General features: G+C 71.2%; 14 protein-coding genes and 1 tRNA gene. 8 read left to right on the top strand and 7 right to left on the bottom strand.

The window, feature by feature from the left end:
* The first annotated feature begins 4 nt into the window (after positions 1-4).
* The 4 genes from R4Z63_RS12450 (at position 5) to R4Z63_RS12435 (ending at position 4,960) form a co-directional block, all read left to right on the top strand.
* Entirely contained in the window at positions 5-550 is a 546-nt protein-coding gene (locus R4Z63_RS12450; protein ID WP_037925251.1) for a DUF501 domain-containing protein, read from the top strand.
* Complete coding sequence (locus R4Z63_RS12445) at positions 547-1,518, top strand: Ppx/GppA phosphatase family protein (RefSeq protein ID WP_037925253.1); 972 nt, start codon at positions 547-549, stop codon at positions 1,516-1,518. Before R4Z63_RS12450 ends, R4Z63_RS12445 begins: the two co-directional genes overlap by 4 nt.
* A gap of 530 nt (positions 1,519-2,048) precedes the next feature.
* On the top strand, positions 2,049-3,434 hold the full coding sequence (locus R4Z63_RS12440; protein WP_037925256.1) for an NAD(P)/FAD-dependent oxidoreductase: 1,386 nt from the start codon (positions 2,049-2,051) through the stop codon (positions 3,432-3,434).
* A gap of 146 nt (positions 3,435-3,580) precedes the next feature.
* A complete protein-coding gene (locus R4Z63_RS12435; RefSeq protein WP_384447987.1) occupies positions 3,581-4,960 on the top strand; it encodes a class I SAM-dependent methyltransferase in 1,380 nt (459 codons plus the stop codon).
* A gap of 108 nt (positions 4,961-5,068) precedes the next feature.
* Here R4Z63_RS12435 and R4Z63_RS12430 read toward each other — a convergent pair whose 3' ends face one another.
* Both R4Z63_RS12430 and R4Z63_RS12425 read right to left on the bottom strand, forming a co-directional pair.
* Positions 5,069-7,618 (bottom strand): ABC transporter permease, encoded by a 2,550-nt coding sequence (locus tag R4Z63_RS12430; RefSeq protein WP_384447984.1) that lies wholly within the window; start codon positions 7,616-7,618, stop codon positions 5,069-5,071.
* Positions 7,619-7,676: 58 nt separating this feature from the next.
* Positions 7,677-8,441: an ABC transporter ATP-binding protein gene (locus R4Z63_RS12425; RefSeq protein ID WP_106967647.1), complete on the bottom strand. Its 765-nt coding sequence runs from the start codon at positions 8,439-8,441 to the stop codon at positions 7,677-7,679.
* Between the two features lie 430 nt (positions 8,442-8,871).
* Here R4Z63_RS12425 and R4Z63_RS12420 point away from each other — a divergent pair.
* A tRNA-Leu gene (locus R4Z63_RS12420) sits at positions 8,872-8,953 on the top strand.
* A 168-nt stretch (positions 8,954-9,121) separates the two neighbouring features.
* Positions 9,122-9,970: a Bax inhibitor-1/YccA family protein gene (locus R4Z63_RS12415; RefSeq protein ID WP_384447981.1), complete on the top strand. Its 849-nt coding sequence runs from the start codon at positions 9,122-9,124 to the stop codon at positions 9,968-9,970.
* A gap of 120 nt (positions 9,971-10,090) precedes the next feature.
* Here R4Z63_RS12415 and R4Z63_RS12410 read toward each other — a convergent pair whose 3' ends face one another.
* Entirely contained in the window at positions 10,091-10,321 is a 231-nt protein-coding gene (locus tag R4Z63_RS12410) for a DUF4287 domain-containing protein (RefSeq protein ID WP_030716449.1), read from the bottom strand.
* A gap of 100 nt (positions 10,322-10,421) precedes the next feature.
* On the opposite strand from R4Z63_RS12410, the gene R4Z63_RS12405 reads away from it, so the two are divergent.
* Positions 10,422-10,766, top strand: coding sequence for a hypothetical protein (locus tag R4Z63_RS12405; RefSeq protein ID WP_037925267.1), 345 nt, complete (start codon positions 10,422-10,424; stop codon positions 10,764-10,766).
* Here R4Z63_RS12405 and R4Z63_RS12400 read toward each other — a convergent pair.
* The 3 genes from R4Z63_RS12400 to R4Z63_RS12390 all read right to left on the bottom strand — a co-directional run bounded on the left by R4Z63_RS12400 (position 10,750) and on the right by R4Z63_RS12390 (position 14,715).
* Positions 10,750-11,565, bottom strand: a complete 816-nt coding sequence (locus R4Z63_RS12400) for a hypothetical protein (RefSeq protein ID WP_063890629.1) — start codon at positions 11,563-11,565, stop codon at positions 10,750-10,752. The two genes, R4Z63_RS12405 and R4Z63_RS12400, sit on opposite strands and share 17 nt — an antisense overlap.
* Before the next feature lie 739 nt (positions 11,566-12,304).
* Complete coding sequence (locus tag R4Z63_RS12395; RefSeq protein WP_384447977.1) at positions 12,305-13,525, bottom strand: acetyl-CoA C-acetyltransferase; 1,221 nt, start codon at positions 13,523-13,525, stop codon at positions 12,305-12,307.
* A 173-nt stretch (positions 13,526-13,698) separates the two neighbouring features.
* The gene (locus tag R4Z63_RS12390) at positions 13,699-14,715 is read right to left on the bottom strand and encodes an SGNH/GDSL hydrolase family protein (RefSeq protein WP_037925274.1); all 1,017 of its coding nucleotides are present in this window, start codon (positions 14,713-14,715) and stop codon (positions 13,699-13,701) included.
* 128 nt (positions 14,716-14,843) lie between these two features.
* Between R4Z63_RS12390 and R4Z63_RS12385 the strand changes: the two genes are divergently transcribed.
* Positions 14,844-16,229 (top strand): cystathionine beta-synthase, encoded by a 1,386-nt coding sequence (locus tag R4Z63_RS12385; protein WP_384448055.1) that lies wholly within the window; start codon positions 14,844-14,846, stop codon positions 16,227-16,229.
* 521 nt (positions 16,230-16,750) lie between these two features.
* On the opposite strand, the gene R4Z63_RS12380 is transcribed toward R4Z63_RS12385, so the two are convergent.
* Positions 16,751-17,128: a hypothetical protein gene (locus R4Z63_RS12380; protein WP_384447974.1), complete on the bottom strand. Its 378-nt coding sequence runs from the start codon at positions 17,126-17,128 to the stop codon at positions 16,751-16,753.
* Positions 17,129-17,187: the final 59 nt, after the last annotated feature.

The following is a 17,187-nucleotide window of genomic DNA, read 5'->3' as shown; positions in this document are numbered from 1 at the left end:
AGGCATGCAGACGCCCCCGCCCCAGACCGACCGGACCGAGCCGACCGACGCGGACATCGAGGCGTTCGAGCAGCAGCTCGGCCGCCCGCCGCGCGGGTTGCGCGCCATCGCGCACCGCTGCCCCTGCGGGCAGCCCGACGTGGTGGAGACCGCCCCGCGGCTGCCCGACGGCACCCCCTTCCCGACGCTGTACTACCTGACGTGCCCGCGCGCGGCCTCCGCCATCGGCACGCTGGAGGCCAACGGCGTGATGAAGGAGATGCAGGCGCGCCTCGCCGAGGACCCGGAGCTCGCCGCCGCCTACCGGGCCGCGCATGAGGACTACATCCGGCGCCGCGACGCCATCGAGGTGCTCCAGGGCTTCCCGAGCGCCGGCGGCATGCCGGACCGGGTCAAGTGCCTGCACGTGCTTGTCGGGCACTCGCTGGCCGCCGGCCCCGGTGTGAACCCCTTCGGCGACGAGGCCCTCGCGATGCTGCCCGAGTGGTGGGCCAAGGGCGCCTGCGTCACCCCGTGCGGGGAGAAGAAGAAGGAGGAGGAGTCCCAGTGACCCGTGTCGCGGGCATCGACTGCGGTACGAACTCCATCAGGCTGCTCGTCGCGGACTGCGACCCCGCCACGGGTGAGCTGGTCGAGCTCGACCGACGGATGATCATCGTCCGGCTCGGCCAGGGCGTCGACAAGACCGGGCGGCTGGCCCCGGAGGCGCTGGAGCGCACCTTCGCCGCGTGCCGCGAGTACGCGGCGGTCATCAAGGAGTTCGGGGCGGAGCGGGTGCGCTTCGTGGCGACCTCCGCCTCCCGTGACGCGGAGAACCGGGACGAGTTCGTGCGCGGTGTCGTGGAGATCCTGGGCGTCGAGCCCGAGGTGATCTCCGGCGACGAGGAGGCGGAGTTCTCCTTCACCGGCGCCACCCGGGAGCTGACCGCGCACGAGCACCTGGAGCGGCCGTTCCTGGTGGTCGACATCGGCGGCGGCTCGACCGAGTTCGTGGTCGGCGACGACCACGTCCGGGCCGCCCGCTCCGTGGACGTGGGCTGCGTCCGGATGACCGAGCGCCACCTGGTGGTGGACGGGGTCGTCACCGACCCGCCGACCGAGAAGCAGGTCGCCGCCGTCCGTGCCGACATCGAGGCCGCGCTGGACCTGGCGGCCGAAACCGTTCCGCTGGCCGAGGCGCGCACCCTGGTGGGCCTGGCGGGCTCGGTGACCACCATCGCCGGCATCGCGCTCGGGCTGCCCGAGTACCGGTCGTCGGAGATCCACCACGCCCGGCTCTCCTACGAGCAGGTCCGCGAGATCACCGAGCGGATGCTGACCGCCACCCACGACGAGCGCGCGGCGATTCCCGTGATGCACCCGGGCCGGGTCGACGTGATCGGCGCGGGCGCGCTGGTCCTGCTGGCCGTCATGGAGCGCACCGGCGCCTCGGAGGTCGTGGTCTCCGAGCACGACATCCTCGACGGGATCGCGATCAAGACCGCGGAAGAGGCCGAGGCGGCCGAGCGGCTGTCCTGACCTGCCGAACCCCTGAATCGTGGCGCTCCGGTCGACCGGCCGGGGCGTCACGGTCGTTCCGGGTCGTCCGGGCGGGCTACCGCAACGAGCCATGGCCTGGCCCGCGATGACCGGAGGAATCATCTGGTCCATCGGCCAAACGACCTTCGAACCAGGGTGTGAGGGGTGTCGAGGGCCATGATCGGAAAAAAGTTCGTGAAGTTCTTCACAAGGAAAAGGGTGCGACTGGGTCACCGGAAGGGCCCTTCGGGGCCTTCCGGAGGCCTCGGGGTCCCTTTTGTCGCGCGTTCGTGTGATCGGCGGAGGCGGCGGGTTCCGTGTCGGAGATAAGGACGAAACCCGGTGGTCTACTCCGGTCAAAGCCTCGGAGGCCAGTTCAGGACGGGTGAACAACGACTCCCGACACCTCTTGGTTCCCGTTGCGCGTCATGACGTCCGTCACGTGGGCGGCGGAGTGTAGCAGAGGCCCTCTCGGTCCTTGTGAAGGGGCTCACGAGCAACACCCCAATGGGTGCTGGATACTCGTTCTCATGAGCACCACGGAGCGTCCCAGGATCCTCGTTGTAGGAGGTGGGTACGTAGGCCTGTACGCAGCCAAGCGCATCATGAAGAAGATGCGCTACGGCGAGGCGACCGTCACGGTCGTCGACCCGCGCTCGTACATGACCTACCAGCCCTTCCTCCCCGAAGTGGCCGCAGGCAGCATCTCGCCGCGGCACGTCGTCGTCCCGCTGCGACGCGTGCTGCCCAAGGCTGAGGTCCTCACCGGCCGGGTCACCACCATCGACCAGGACCGCAAGGTCGCCGTCGTCACGCCGCTGGTCGGCGAGGCGTACGAGCTGCCCTTCGACTACCTGGTGATCGCCCTCGGCGCCGTCTCCCGCACCTTCCCGATCCCCGGTCTCGCAGAGCAGGGCATCGGCATGAAGGGCGTCGAGGAGGGCATCGGCCTGCGCAACCACGTGCTGGAGCAGCTCGACAAGGCCGAGTCCACGACGGACGAGAACGTCCGCCGCAAGGCCCTCACCTTCGTCTTCGTCGGCGGCGGCTTCGCCGGGGCCGAGACGATCGGCGAGGTCGAGGACATGGCCCGCGACGCCGCGAAGTACTACTCCACGATCAAGCGCGAGGACATGCGCTTCATCCTGGTCGACGCGGCCGACAAGATCCTCCCCGAGGTCGGGCCCAAGCTCGGCACCTGGGGCCGCGAGCACCTTGAGTCCCGCGGCATCGAGATCTACCTCAACACCTCCATGGACTCCTGCGTGGACGGCCACGTGGTGCTGAAGAACGGCCTTGAGGTCGACTCCAACACCATCGTGTGGACCGCCGGCGTCAAGCCCAACCCGGCGCTGGCCCGCTTCGGCCTGCCGCTGGGCCCGCGCGGCCACGTCGACACCGCCCCGACCCTCCAGGTCCAGGGCACCGACTACATCTGGGCCGCGGGCGACAACGCCCAGGTCCCGGACGTCGCCGCCCGCAAGGCCGGCGTCGAGAACGCCTGGTGCCCGCCGAACGCCCAGCACGCGCTGCGCCAGGCCAAGGTCCTCGGCGACAACGTGGTCTCGGGCATGCGGGGCTTCCCGCAGGCCGAGTACGCGCACTCCAACAAGGGTGCTGTGGCGGGCCTCGGCCTCCACAAGGGCGTGGCGATGATCGTCATGGGCAAGATGAAGATCAAGCTCAAGGGCCGGCTCGCCTGGTACATGCACCGTGGCTACCACGGCATGGCCATGCCGACCTGGAACCGCAAGATCCGCGTCTTCGCCGACTGGACCCTCGGCATGTTCCTCAAGCGCGAGGTCGTCTCCCTCGGCGCGCTGGAGACCCCGCGCGAGGAGTTCTACGAGGCCGCCAAGCCGGCGCCGGCCCCGGCCGCCGCCGCTGCCCCGGCCGAGAAGGCCAAGGCCTCCTGACCCTGCGCCGGGAGCCCGGCCGCTGAGCCGGCCGCATGTACGACCCCGAAGGGGCCGCCCGCCATCCGTGGTGCGGGCGGCCCCTTCGGCGTACCCGGGGCCGTGGAGGGGTAGACGGATGGGTCGGAACTTTGTGGAGGTGCGCCATGACCGACGCCGCTCCGCGGCTGGCCGCTCTTGCCGAGACCCTGCTGGGCGGCCCCCTGCCCGTGCGCATCCGCGCGTGGGACGGAACCGAGGCCGGGCCGCCCGACGGTCCCGTGCTCGTCGTCCGGGGCCGCCGCGCCCTGCGCCGGATCCTGTGGAAGCCCGGGGAGCTGGGCCTGGCCCGGGCCTGGGTGGCCGGCGACCTGACCGTCGAAGGCGACCTGTTCGAGCTGTTGGACCGGGTGGGGGGCGTGCTCTGGCAGCGGGACCGGGAGCCCGCCGCCCCGCCCGCCTCCCGCCCGGGCGCGCTGCGCCCGCGCCTGCCCCGGAGGGTCTCCGCCGCCGCGGACACCGCGGCGGCCACCGCGGCGCTGCTGGGCGACGCCGAGGCGCGGAGCGCCGTGCGGGACCTCGTCGCCCTGGCCAGGCCCTGGCCGGCGCCCGCGCCGCCCGCGGAGGAGGCGGCCCGGCGCGGCGGCCCCCGGCACACCAGGCGCCGCGACCGGCAAGCCATCAGCCACCACTACGACGTCGGCAACGCCTTCTACGAGCGGGTCCTCGGCCCCTCCATGGTGTACTCCTGCGCCTACTGGACGCCCGGCTCGACCCTGGAACGGGCCCAGCACGACAAGCTCGACCTGGTCTGCCGCAAGCTCGGCCTCAAGCCCGGGGACCGGCTCCTCGACGTCGGCTGCGGCTGGGGCTCCATGGCCCTGCACGCGGCCCGCGCGTACGGAGCGCGCGTCACCGGGGTCACGCTCTCGCGCGAACAGGCCCTGTACGCCCGCAAGAAGGCCGCGGACGAGGGCCTGGCCGATCTGGTCGAGATCCGGATCCAGGACTACCGGGACGTCAAGGACGGCCCCTACGACGCGATTTCCTCCATCGGGATGGCCGAACACGTCGGCGCCGAGCGCTACCGCGACTACGCGCGCACCCTGCACGCCCTGCTGCGCCCGGGCGGCCTGTTGCTCAACCACCAGATCGCCCGCCCCCCGGAGGCGGACGAGGCGGCCTACCGGGTGGACGCGTTCATCGACGCGTACGTCTTCCCCGACGGCGAACTCACCCCGGTCGGCACCACGGTCGGCGAGCTGGAGCGGGCCGGATTCGAGGTCCGCGACGTCGAGGCGCTGCGCGAGCACTACGCCCTGACCCTGCGGGCCTGGGTGGCGCGGCTGGAGCAGCACTGGGACGAGGCCGTGGCGCTCACCTCGGCCGGCCGGGCCCGGGTCTGGCAGCTCTACATGGCCGCCTCCGCGCTCGGCTTCGAACGGGGCCGCCTGGGGGTCAACCAGGTGCTCGCCGTGCGCTCCGCGCCGCGCGGGGACTCGGGGCTGCCGTTGCGGCTGCGGACCTGGGGTGCGCAGCCGGCTTAGGGACTCCCCGGCGGATCGCGGCCGGATCGTTCCTGCACGGACGACGGGAGGGCCCCGGGGCGCGTCGTGCCGCCCCGGGGCCCTCCCGTGTCCGCGTTCCGCGTCCCGCTACTCGGTCTTGATGGCGGTCAGCATGTTCAGGCGGGCGGCGCTGCGGGCCGGCCACATGGCGGCCAGGACGCCGACCACGGCGGCCAGCAGGAGGAAGATCCCGATCCGGTCCCACGGGAGGACCAACGCGTAGCCGGGCATGGCGTTGGCCAGCGTGGAGCCGACGGCCCAGGCGAGGAAGACGCCGATGACGACGCCGAGGGCGGCACCGAAGAGCGAGATGACCACGGCCTCAAGGCGGATCATGTTCTTGACGCGGCTTCGGTCGAGGCCGATGGCCCGCAGCATGCCGATCTCCTGGGTCCGCTCGAAGACGGACATGGCCAGGGTGTTGACCACGCCGAGCACCGAGATGACCAGGGCCATGCCGAGCAGGCCGTACATGATGTTCAGCATCGTGTTGATCATGCCGCCCATCTCGTTGCGCATGTCCTGCTGGGTGGCGACGGTGATGGCCGGGTTCTTGCCGAGGGCGTCGACGACCTTCTGCTGGGCGGCCTTGGAGGCGCCGCCGTCGACGTTGACGTACACCTCGGGGATGTACATGTCCTCGCTGTGCTCGGTGAGGATCCTGTTGTCGATGACGTAGGGGGAGAGCAGCCCGTCCATGTCCTTGAAGACCGCGCCGACCTTGACGGACGCTTCCCGGCCGTCGTCGTACTTCACCTTGAGCGCGGTGCCGACGGTGAGGTTCTGCTTCCTGGCCGTCTTCTCGGCGACGGCGACCTCGCCCTTGCCGAGGCTGTCGAGCGAGCCGCTGAGCACCTCGATGTTGAGGAGCTGACCGATGGTGGCCGGGTCGACGCCGGAGGCGGACCGGAAGTCGCCGTCGACCAGGAAATAGCCGGCCGACTGCGGGGAGACCGCCTTGATACCGGGGGCCTTGGCCAGGGTCTCGGCCACCGACTCGTCGAGGCTGCCCGCGTCGGCGGACATGGAGACCCGGTAGTCGGCCTTGAGCTTCTCGGTGCTCATGCGGTCGACGACCTTGCCGACGGTGACACCGAGCACCGACAGCGTGGTGACCAGGGTCAGGCCGATGGCCAGGGACGCGGCCGTGACGGCGGTGCGGCGCGGGTTGCGGACGGCGTTCTGGGCGGCCAGCTTGCCGGGGACGCCGAACACCTTCTGCAGTAGCGGACGGACCGCACCGATGATCGGCTTGGAGAGCAGCGGCAGCAGCACGATCATGCCGATCAGCATGAAGAAGGCGCCGCCGCCCATGGTCATGCGGCCGGTGTTGCCGCCCGTGGACACGCCCAGGAGGACCAGGCCGATGCCGCCGAGGCTGATGACCGAGCCGAGGATGTTGCGCACGAGCAGGGACTTCGAGGTGGCCGGCAGGTGGGCGCTGCCCATGGCGGCGACCGGGGCGATCCGGCCGGTGCGCCAGGCCGGCAGCAGGGCGGCGACGGTGGTGACGACGACGCCGATGACGAGCGCGGCGATGACGGTGCCCGGTGCGATCACCAGGGCGCCGCCCGGCAGCTTGGCGCCGAGGGAGCCGATGACGGTGCGAATCGCGGCTGCCAGGCCGATGCCGCCCGCCAGGCCGACGGCGGCCGACAGGGCGCCGACGACGAGGGCCTCGCTGAGGACGGAGCGCATGACCTGGCCGCGGTGGGCGCCGACGGCGCGCAGCAGGGCCAGCTCCTTGGTGCGCTGGGTGACCAGCATGGTGAAGGTGTTGTAGATCAGGAAGATGCCGACGAAGAGCGAGATGCCGGCGAAGACGAGCAGCATCGTGCTGAGGTTGCCGAGGCCCTTCTCGATCTGCTTGGCCTGTTCGGCGGCGAGCGCCGCACCGGTCTGCGCCTTGGTGTTCTTGTCGAGCAGCGGCTTGATGTCGGCGAGCAGCTTGTCGGCGGAGGCGCCGTTCTTCGCGGCGACCGACAGCTCCGTGAAGTATCCGGGCTTGAGGTAGAGCTCCTGGGCGACCTTGGTCTCGAAGAGCACCAGGCTGCCGCCGGCCTGGACGGCGCCGTCCTCGGTGGTGAAGACGCCGGCGAGGGAGTACTCCTTGACCGGGCCGTTGGTGGCGACGCGGACCCGGTCGCCCACCGCGTAGCCGCCCTGGTCGGCGGTCTCCTTGTCGAGGGCGACCTCGTCGGCCCGCGCCGGGCCGGTGCCCTGCGTGAAGACGTAGTGCGGGTCCTTGCCGTCCTTGACGGGCGTGTAGTTGGCGCCCTGGTTGGACCAGCCCGAGCCGATCAGCCGGCCGTTCTCGTCGCCGACGCCCGCGAAGCCCGAGACGCGGCCGGAGACGGAGTCGACGCCCGGGAGCGCCCTGATCCTGTCGAGGGTCTGCTGGCTGAGGCCGGGCTCGCCCTCCTTCTCGCCCTGCTCGTTGCGGCCCTGGCCGTACGAGGTGATCGAGACGGCGACGCCCTCGTAGCTCTTGGCGGACTGGCCGGAGAGGGACTTCTTGAGGGTGTCGGTGAAGACGAGGGTGCCGGATACGAAGGCGACGCCGAGGGTGACGGCGAGCACCGTCATCAGCAGCCGGGCCTTGTGCGCGAGGACGTTGCGCAGGGCGGTACGGAACATGGAAGGTCTCAGTCCTGGGGCTGGAGGTCTTGGAGGAAGGGCCGGGTCGGGACCGGCGTCAGCTGGTACGGCCCTTGGCGTCGAAGGCCTTCATGCGGTCCAGCACGCCGTCGGCGGTGGGCGCGTGCATCTCGGCGACGATCTGGCCGTCGGCGAGGAAGATGACGCGGTCGGCGTAGGAGGCGGCGACGGGGTCGTGGGTGACCATCACGACGGTCTGGCCGAGCTCGCGGACGGAGTTGCGTAGGAAGCCGAGGACCTCCGCGCCGGCGCGGGAGTCCAGGTTTCCGGTCGGCTCGTCACCGAAGATGATCTCGGGGCGGGAGGCGAGGGCGCGGGCCACCGCCACGCGCTGCTGCTGGCCGCCGGAGAGCTGGGTGGGCCGGTGGCCCAGGCGGCCGGAGAGGCCCACCATGTCCACCACGGTGTCCAGCCACTGCTGGTCGGGCTTGCGGCCGGCGATGTCCATGGGGAGCGTGATGTTCTCCAGGGCCGTCAGCGTGGGCAGCAGGTTGAAGGCCTGGAAGATGAAGCCGATCTTGTCTCGGCGCAGCTGCGTGAGCTGCTTGTCCTTCAGGGAGCCCAGCTCGGTCTCGCCGATGCGGACGGAGCCCGAGGAGAAGGTGTCCAGGCCGGCGACGCAGTGCATCAGGGTGGACTTGCCGGAGCCCGAGGGGCCCATGATCGCGGTGAACTGTCCCTGGCCGAAGTCCACGGAGACGTTGTCGAGGGCGACCACCTGGGTCTCGCCCTGGCCGTACACCTTGGAGAGGCCGGTGGCGCGGGCGGCCACGGCCTGAGTGGTGTGCGGGGCGTGGTTCATGGTGGTCACGGGACGGCTCCTCGGTCTGTTGTGCGGGACTCCTCCATCCTCACCTCGCCCTTACCCGCCCCGGATCAGCCGCCGTGCCTGTTCCCGGGCCCACTCCAGACTGACGGCGGACGGCCGCGCCTCCTCCTCTGGTATGACGGGAGCTCCGGCACGAGGGGACGGGACCCTGGTCGGTGGAGGCGCGCCCGGGGTGGCGCGGAGGGTGGCGCACGGGGTGGCGCGGGCCGTCGAAATCCCGTCATTCCCGTACAGGTGGTGATCGGTGTCCAGAGCGGGCCGACCGTGCGTTCTGGGGCCTGACGTACCCTCAAGCGCCAATAAAATCAGACAACATCGGATGGACGGCCGGTCGGCGGCGAGTGTCTTCCGGATAGGCTCGGCACAGCGTTCAAGGCTTTTTCCACGGGGGCCGCCATACCCTGCCCGGATGGTGGAATGCAGACACGGCGAGCTTAAACCTCGCTGGCCTTCGGGTCGTGCCGGTTCAAGTCCGGCTCCGGGCACTCCGTAGCTCTGGCGAGGACTTCTGGCGGCTCCGATGAAGCCGCCGCTTTTATCCCCTGCGCCCCGCCGTGGCTTCTCCTAAGATCCTCCTCCAGCAGTAGGGTGCTTTCTTTGCGAGCACATTACTCTTGTTGCAAGGCCGCGCTCGGTGGCCACGGAGGAGTGAGATGAGGAGCAGTAACCCGGTCTTCTCGCGACGGGGGTTCAGCCGCGACAACGGTGGCTACGCGGGCTTTGACGCGCAGCACCAGCAGGCCGGGACCAACCCGTACGCGACGAACCCCTACGCAGCCGACCCGGCCACGGGTATGCCGCAGGCGCCGGCGCGCACCCATGCGATGACCATGGACGACGTCGTGAGCCGTACGGCCATGACGCTCGGCACGCTCATCGTGACGGCGACCCTCTCCTGGGTGCTGCTGCCCGTCGACCCGGCCAATCTCAACACGTCGTACGCGATCGGCATCGGCGCCGCCCTGGTGGCGTTCGTCCTCGCGATGGTCCAGTCGTTCAAGCAGAAGGCCGCCCCGGGCCTGATCCTGGCCTACGCCGCGTTCGAGGGCGTGTTCCTCGGCGTGATCAGCGCGGCCACCAGCACCTACTTCGGTGCTGGTGTGGTCATCCAGGCGGTGCTGGGCACGATGTGCGTCTTCGCCGCCGTGCTCTTCGCGTACAAGATGGGCTGGATCCGGGTCACCCGCCGCTTCTACGGCTTCGTGATGGCCGCGGCCCTGGGCTTCGTCCTCCTCATGGCCGTGAACATGCTGTTCGCGGTCTTCGGCGGCGGTGACGGCCTCGGGTTCCGCAGCGGCGGCCTCGGCCTGCTGTTCGGTGCCATCGGCGTCATCCTCGGCGCCTGCTTCCTCGCCCTCGACTTCAAGCAGGTCGAGGACGGCGTGGCGTACGGCGCACCGCGCGAGGAGGCCTGGCTGGCGGCCTTCGGCCTCACCATGACCCTGGTGTGGATCTACATCGAGATGCTGCGCATCTTCCAGATCCTCTCGGGCGACGACTAGGAGCACCTGCGGGCCGCCCGGCCCGCGGTGAGGCCCACACGGCACGGGGAAGGCCCCGCGAGCGACCGCTCGCGGGGCCTTCCCCGTGCGTGGAGCGACCACGGGGGTCGGGGAAGGGGGTCAGCCGAACCGGCGTGCGGCCCGGCGCAGGTCGTACTCGTGGATGATCGCCTTGGCCTGGCCGTACGACAGCTCGTGTGCGCCGCGCAGCCAGCTCACCTTCTCCTCGAACCGGACGAGGGAGGGGCCTTCGTCAACGGTGCGGAGCCAGTCGGACACCTCACGACCGGTGGTCTGGGGGATTCTGTCGATCATGTTGCGGTGGGTCTGCTCGGAGAACTCTACGGACATGGGCGCCTCCGGAATGTTGCCGTGCTGTTCTCTTCACGCCACCGTGCCGGAGAGTTCGCCCGTTGGCAATGGTGCCCGGGCGGCGCGTAGGGTCGGCCGAGTGCTTGATACATCGCCTCTGAGCGTCGCCGTGGAACGTTTCGCCGACCGGCTGCGGGCCGCCCCGCAGAGCCGCCTCCAGCAGGGAGCGGCCGCCGTGGCGCTGGAGCTGGCCCGCGAGCTCTCCGTGCGGGCACAGCGGCTGGAGTCGCCCGGTGCGGCGCCGCGCGAGATGCCGGACGCGGGCATCTTCGTCGTCGGGGACCAGGTGGCGGTGGCCGGACTCGACCTCGCCCAGGCCCTGCGTGACGGATCGGGCACCCGGGGCAGCACGAAGGCCCCGTCCGAGATGCTGGACGAGGCCCTTCGACTGGTGGAGCAGGCGGAGATCAGAGCGACGCGATGACGCGGTCCGCGAGGATGTAGACGTTGCTGTCGGGGTCCTCGGAGTCGCCGCAGGAGAAGGTCAGGGCGTAGGCGCCGGAGATCCCCGAGCCGCCCAGCAGCACCGGTGCGGTGCCCGAGCGCAGCGCCTCGGCGAGCCGCTCGGCCGTCTCCCGGTGCCCCGGGGTCATGCACAGCGTCGTGCCGTCGGTGAAGACGTAGACGTCGAGCGTGCCCAGCGGGCCGGGACGGACGTCCGCGAGAGCCGTACGGGCCTCGGCGAGCTCCTCCAGGCGGTTCACGGTGCGCTCGTGGTCCGCGCCGGGGTGCGAGGCCTGGACCGGTACGAAGTCCGGGTGCGAGGGGTGGCGCCGGCGGGCGGCGGCCAGCTCTGCGGAGTCCTCCGGGTACCCGGGAAGCTCGTCCAGCGCCTCCTCACCCATGACCGGCTCCAGGCCGACCAGGTCGGCCTGCCGGGGCAGGAAGACCGGGCTGTCCTCGCCGAGCCCGGACAGCCCGCCCAGCAGCGAAGGCGCGTCGGCGGCGTCGCGGGCTTCCTGCGCGGCCCAGAAGGCGCGCGCCTCGGCCAGCTCGCGCTCGCGCTCCTCGGCCAGGGCTTCGGCCACGGCGGCTCGTATCTCCGCGGCGGGGGACTCGACGGCGTTGCGGGCGTGCGGGACGGTCGTGCCGCGGGCGTGGACCGGCACCGCCAGCTCACTGCGCAGGGCGGCGACCTGCTTGCGCAGACCGTGGACGGCGTGCAGAGCAGCAGCGCCCACGGCCGTGGCAGCGGCCGTGGTCAGCAGCAGGGCAAGAGACATGGCGCTCACTGACTAACTCCTGAGGTGATTCGATCCCCCGACTTCCTACATCAGAGTGTCCCGGCCTGGGAATGGCGTGCAGTGCATTACGTCACGAAATGGACAGGGCCTTCGTCACACCTTGCACCCCTGTGCAGGTTCTGACCTGCGTAAACGTCGATCCCCCAGGACATAGGTCACATCCTGGGGGAGATTCGGTCACAGGTAGGCCGCGAGCGGATTAGAAACGGCGTCAGTACGGGCCAAGGGCCCTTGCGGCGCCTGACCCCGTTCTTGATCCAGTAGTCGGAGCCCTACGTTCGGCTAAGGTCGGCCGCGGCCCTGACCCTGTACCCCGGCTCAGCTCAGCCGCTTCGGATTGTGGTCGCGCTGGGCTTCGCCACCGCTGCGGGCAGGTGCCGACCTCGTTCCTCGGCCGACCCCTACCCTCCGCTACGGCTCAGCTCAGCCGCTTCGGATTGTGGTCGCGCTGGGCTTCGCCACCGCTGTGGGCAGGTGCCGACCTCGTTCCTCGGCCGACCCCTACCCTCCGCTACGGCTCAGCTCAGCCGCTTCGGATTGTGGTCGCGCTGGGCTTCGCCACCGCTGCGGGCAGGTGCCGACCTCGTTCCTCGGCCGACCCCTACCCTCCGCTACGGCTCAGCTCAGCCGCTTCGGATTGTGGTCGCGCTGGGCTTCGCCACCGCTGCGGGCAGGTGCCGACCTCGTTCCTCGGCCGACCCCTACCCTCCGCTACGGCTCAGCTCAGCCGCTCGATGACCATCGCCATGCCCTGGCCGCCGCCCACGCACATCGTCTCCAGGCCGAACTGCTTGTCGTGGAACTGCAGGCTGTTGATCAGCGTGCCGGTCAGGCGGGCGCCGGTCATCCCGAAGGGGTGACCCACGGCGATGGCCCCGCCGTTGACGTTCAGCTTCTCAAGGGGGATCTCCAGATCCCGGTACGACGGGATGACCTGGGCCGCGAAGGCCTCGTTGATCTCGAAGAGGTCGATGTCGCCGACCGTCAGGCCGGCCCGCTTCAGGGCCTGCTTCGACGCCTCGACCGGGCCCAGGCCCATGATCTCGGGGGAGAGGCCGGTGACGCCGGTGGAGACGATCCGGGCCAGCGGGGTCAGACCCAGCTCGCGGGCCTTGGTGTCGCTCATGATGACCAGCGCGGCGGCGCCGTCGTTCAGCGGGCAGCAGTTGCCGGCCGTGACCAGGCCGTCGGGCCGGAAGACCGGCTTGAGGCCCTGCACGCCCTCCAGGGTCACACCGGCGCGCGGGCCGTCGTCGGTGGAGACCACCGTGCCGTCCGGGGTGGTCACCGGGGTGATCTCGCGTGCCCAGAAGCCGTTCTTGATGGCTTCCTCGGCCAGGTTCTGGGAGCGGACGCCGAACTCGTCCATGTCCTGGCGGGTCACGCCCTTGAGGCGGGCGAGGTTCTCCGCGGTCTGGCCCATGGAGATGTAGGCGTCGGGGACGAGGCCGTCCTCGCGGGGGTCGTGCCAGGACGAGCCCTCGCTCCCGGCGACGGCGGCCGTACGGGCCTCCGCGTCCGCGAAGAGCGGGTTGTGGGTGTCCGGCCAGGAGTCCGAGCTGCCCTTCGCGAAGCGCGACACCGTCTCCACGCCCGCGGAGATGAACACGTCGCCCTCGCCCGCCTTGATGGCGTGCAGGGCCATCCGCGAGGTCTGCAGGGAGGAGGAGCAGTACCGGGTGATGGTCGTGCCCGGGAGGAAGTCCATGCCCATCTGCACGGCCACGATGCGGGCCAGGTTGTTGCCCTGCTCGCCGCCCGGGAGGCCGCAGCCCAGCATCAGGTCGTCGATCGCGCGCGGGTCCAGCTCGGGGACCTTGGCGAGCGCGGCCTGGATGATCGTCGCGGTCAGGTCGTCCGGGCGGATGTCCTTGAGGGATCCCTTGACGGCGCGCCCGATGGGAGAGCGTGCGGTGGAAACGATGACGGCTTCGGGCATCGGGACTCCAAGGGGTGCGTCGTTGCGGGGACCGGATGCGAAGTTACCGCCCCGTATGGTCGAGGTCACCGGCCCGGGGGTGTGATGCCGGTCGCTCCGGCCGGCCTCCCCGGCCGGGGGCCGCCCCCCCCAAGGGTGCGCCTCCCCGGCGTGAGCCGTGGGGAACCGCCCGGTTACGGGGCGAGCTCCGCCGTGTCCGGGGCGGCGGGGGCCGGATCCTCGCCCGGCACCCGCCGGCGCCGGCGGTGCTTGAGCAGGACCCAGGGACCGCGGGCCGCCGTGACCTCGGTACCCGCCTGGCCCGCGGCGGCCGACGCGGCCTTCGCCACCGGCAGCATGTCCTCGTCCCGCGACACGTCCAGCCGGTCCGACTCCGGCCACAGCCCGAGCGCGGCGCACAGCGTCGGCAGCACGGCCATCGCGGCCGTCGCGTAGCCCTCCGCCGACGGGTGATAGGAGTCCGGGCCGAACATCTCGCGCGGGTTCGCGGCGAACTCGGGGCCCAGCAGGTCCCCCATCGAGACCGTACGGGCGCCCAGCGCGACCACTCCTATGGTCTGCGCGGCGGCCAGTTGCCGGGACACCCGGCGCGCGAGCCAGCGCAGCGGCTGGTACACCGGCTCGATCGTGCCCAGGTCCGGGCAGGTTCCCACGACGACCTCGGAACCCGCCAGGCGCAGCCGGCGCACGGCCGACGTCAGCAGCCGCACCGATTGGGTCGGCGGCATCCGGCGGGTCACGTCGTTCGCGCCGATCATGATCACGCAAACGTCCGGTGGGGGTGCGTCCGGGTCCAGCAGCAGCCCCACCTGGCGGTCCAGGTCGTCCGACATGGCACCCGACAGGGCGACGTTGCGCAGCTCGACCGGCCGCTCCGCGACCGCCGCGAGCCCCGAGGCCAGCAGCGCCGCAGGAGTCTGCCGGGCCCGCCGGACCCCGAGCCCGGCGGCCGTGGAATCGCCCAGCATGCCCAGCCGCAGCGGGCCCGGGCTCTGCTCCGGGCCGCCGAACTCGCTCCCGTACAGTCCGTCCGCGCGCGGCGGGTCCGGGAGCCCGGATCCCACCGTGCGTTTGGCGAACTGCACCTCCGCCAGCACCAGCCCGACCGCGGCGGCCCCGACGAGTCCGAGGCCGCCTCCGCCGTACGCCGCCCCCGCCGCGATCCGGCGGGCTGTTCTCGCCCTGGACATCCCTCAGGCCACCTCCTCGCGTCTCATTGACCCCTACCTGCCCCGTACAAGCGGTCGGTCAATCCCTTTCCGCATACCCTGGCCGGACCTCCCGGAGAACCCGTGGAGTCCCCTCCTTGGAGAACATGGTGCAATTCCACGACTCGATGATCAGCCTCGTCGGCAACACCCCGCTGGTGAAGCTCAACCGTGTGACCGAAGGCCTGCAGGCCACCGTCCTTGCGAAGGTCGAGTACTTCAATCCCGGTGGATCCGTGAAGGACCGGATCGCCGTACGGATGATCGAGGCCGCCGAGCAGAGCGGAGCCCTCAAGCCCGGTGGCACCATCGTGGAGCCGACCAGCGGCAACACGGGGGTAGGACTCGCCATCGTGGCCCAGCAGAAGGGCTACAAGTGCATCTTCGTCTGCCCTGACAAGGTGTCCATGGACAAGATCAACGTGCTGCGCGCCTACGGCGCCGACGTGGTCGTCTGCCCGACCGCCGTCGATCCCGAGCACCCGGACTCGTACTACAACGTGTCCGACCGCCTCGTGCGCGAGACCCCCGGTGCCTGGAAGCCCGACCAGTACAGCAACCCGAACAACCCCCGTTCGCACTACGAGACCACCGGTCCGGAGCTGTGGGAGCAGACGGAGGGGAAGATCACCCACTTCGTCGCGGGCGTTGGCACGGGCGGCACGATCTCCGGCACCGGCAACTACCTCAAGGAGGTCAGCGGCGGGAAGGTCAAGGTCATCGGCGCCGACCCGGAGGGCTCGGTCTACTCCGGCGGCTCCGGCCGCCCCTACCTCGTCGAGGGTGTCGGCGAGGACTTCTGGCCGACCGCCTACGACCCGAACGTCACCGACGAGATCATCGCCGTGTCCGACAAGGACTCCTTCCAGATGACCCGCCGGCTGGCCAAGGAGGAGGGCCTCCTGGTCGGCGGCTCCTGCGGCATGGCCGTCGTGGCCGCGCTCAAGGTCGCCGAGGGCCTCGGCCCGGACGACGTGGTCGTCGTCCTGCTGCCGGACAGCGGCCGCGGCTACATGAGCAAGATCTTCAGCGACGAGTGGATGGCGGGACACGGCTTCCTGGAGGAGGCCGGGCCGGCCGCCCGCATCGGCGACGTGCTGGACGACAAGGAGGGCGGCATCCCCTCCCTCGTCCACATGCACCCCGAGGAGACCGTCGGCGAGGCCATCGAGGTCCTGCGCGAGTACGGCGTCTCCCAGATGCCGATCGTCAAGCCCGGCGCCGGCCACCCCGACGTGATGGCGGCCGAGGTCATCGGCTCCGTGGTCGAGAAGGAGCTGCTCGCGGCGCTGTTCGCACAGCGCGCCTCGCTCTCCGACCCGCTGGAGAAGCACATGAGCTCGCCGCTGCCGCAGGTCGGCTCGGGCGAGCCGGTGTCCGAGCTGATGGCGGTGCTCGGCGAGGCCGACGCGGCGATCGTGCTGGTCGAGGGCAAGCCCACCGGTGTGGTGAGCCGCCAGGACCTCCTCGCCTTCCTGGCGAAGACCTCGAAGTAGCCCGCGGCCCGCCCGGGGACGGGGCGAGGGGCCACGGCCCGCCGCCCGCCCCGGGCACCGGCGTTTTCCGGCCGTCGCGCAAACGGTACGGGCCGGACACGTGACAGCAGCACGGCCTTAACACGGCTCCGGCACAGTGGTGGTTGTCGGCAGGGAGCCCGGGAGACCGGACCAGGCCGGCATCACCGACGGTGTTCGCACACCCTCCGGAGCGGCTCCCGGACAGGCGAACACCACGGACGCGGACGGCCCTGACCCGGCCGTGTCCCGCGTGGGGACCGCCGTCGTCCCGCCCCTCGTCCGCGAGGGTGCGGCGGTCCCCACGCACCACCTCCCGCTCGTCCGGGCCCGGCCCGCTTCCGGGGACCCCTGTGCAGCCTCCCGACGCCGGCCGCGCTCGAAGGCCGCCCGTGCCCTGCGGTGTCCCGCACCCGCCCTCATCGCCCCGAACGCCCCGGCGTACGCCCTCTGCGCAGGTGCGCGCCTCGTGTGCGGCGGAGGCCGCGTCCCGGACGGGGCGGTCAGTCCGCCTCGACGGGCCGGGCGCGCCGCAGGTGCGCGGCATGGACGAAGTTCACCCCCACGATGCCGGCCCAGGCCACCACCAGCCCCTTGAAGCCCGCCTGCGTGGCGCCGATGGCCGACAGCGGGATCGCCAGCACCAGCGTGATGATCGCGAAGCCGAAGCGCTCGCCGAAGTTGCCCTCCACCGGGCCGCCGTACGGGCTCGCGCCGCGGGCCGCGGCCAGGCGTTCCTCGGCGAGCCGGCGCCTGACCTGGGTGTCGACCTTCTCGACGAAGGAGTCCACCAGTGCGGCCTCGTATTCCGGTCCCAGCTCCCGCCGGGCCTTCACGGTCGCGTCGAGTTGCTTCTTCAGCTCTTGGGCGTGGGTGTCCATGCCCTCACCGTAGGAAGGGCCGCCTGCCCCGGCACTGGGGCTGGCCCCCGTATCCGCAT

The sequence above is a fragment of the Streptomyces sp. PL-29 genome, assembly GCF_058344425.1.
The sequence above is the reverse complement of the archived record's forward strand: the minus strand, read 5'-3'. Positions and strand labels throughout refer to the sequence as shown.

Excerpts from the sequence above, each read along its gene's own strand:
- R4Z63_RS12415 (WP_384447981.1), top strand. The coding sequence starts at position 9,122 with ATGAGGAGCAGTAACCCGGTCTTCTCGCGACGGGGGTTCAGCCGCGAC.
- R4Z63_RS12400 (WP_063890629.1), bottom strand. The coding sequence starts at position 11,565 with ATGTCTCTTGCCCTGCTGCTGACCACGGCCGCTGCCACGGCCGTGGGC.
- R4Z63_RS12440 (WP_037925256.1), top strand. The coding sequence starts at position 2,049 with ATGAGCACCACGGAGCGTCCCAGGATCCTCGTTGTAGGAGGTGGGTAC.
- R4Z63_RS12395 (WP_384447977.1), bottom strand. The coding sequence starts at position 13,525 with ATGCCCGAAGCCGTCATCGTTTCCACCGCACGCTCTCCCATCGGGCGC.
- R4Z63_RS12425 (WP_106967647.1), bottom strand. The coding sequence starts at position 8,441 with ATGAACCACGCCCCGCACACCACTCAGGCCGTGGCCGCCCGCGCCACC.
- R4Z63_RS12410 (WP_030716449.1), bottom strand. The coding sequence starts at position 10,321 with ATGTCCGTAGAGTTCTCCGAGCAGACCCACCGCAACATGATCGACAGA.
- R4Z63_RS12435 (WP_384447987.1), top strand. The coding sequence starts at position 3,581 with ATGACCGACGCCGCTCCGCGGCTGGCCGCTCTTGCCGAGACCCTGCTG.
- R4Z63_RS12450 (WP_037925251.1), top strand. The coding sequence starts at position 5 with ATGCAGACGCCCCCGCCCCAGACCGACCGGACCGAGCCGACCGACGCG.
- R4Z63_RS12430 (WP_384447984.1), bottom strand. The coding sequence starts at position 7,618 with ATGTTCCGTACCGCCCTGCGCAACGTCCTCGCGCACAAGGCCCGGCTG.
- R4Z63_RS12380 (WP_384447974.1), bottom strand. The coding sequence starts at position 17,128 with ATGGACACCCACGCCCAAGAGCTGAAGAAGCAACTCGACGCGACCGTG.
- R4Z63_RS12390 (WP_037925274.1), bottom strand. The coding sequence starts at position 14,715 with ATGTCCAGGGCGAGAACAGCCCGCCGGATCGCGGCGGGGGCGGCGTAC.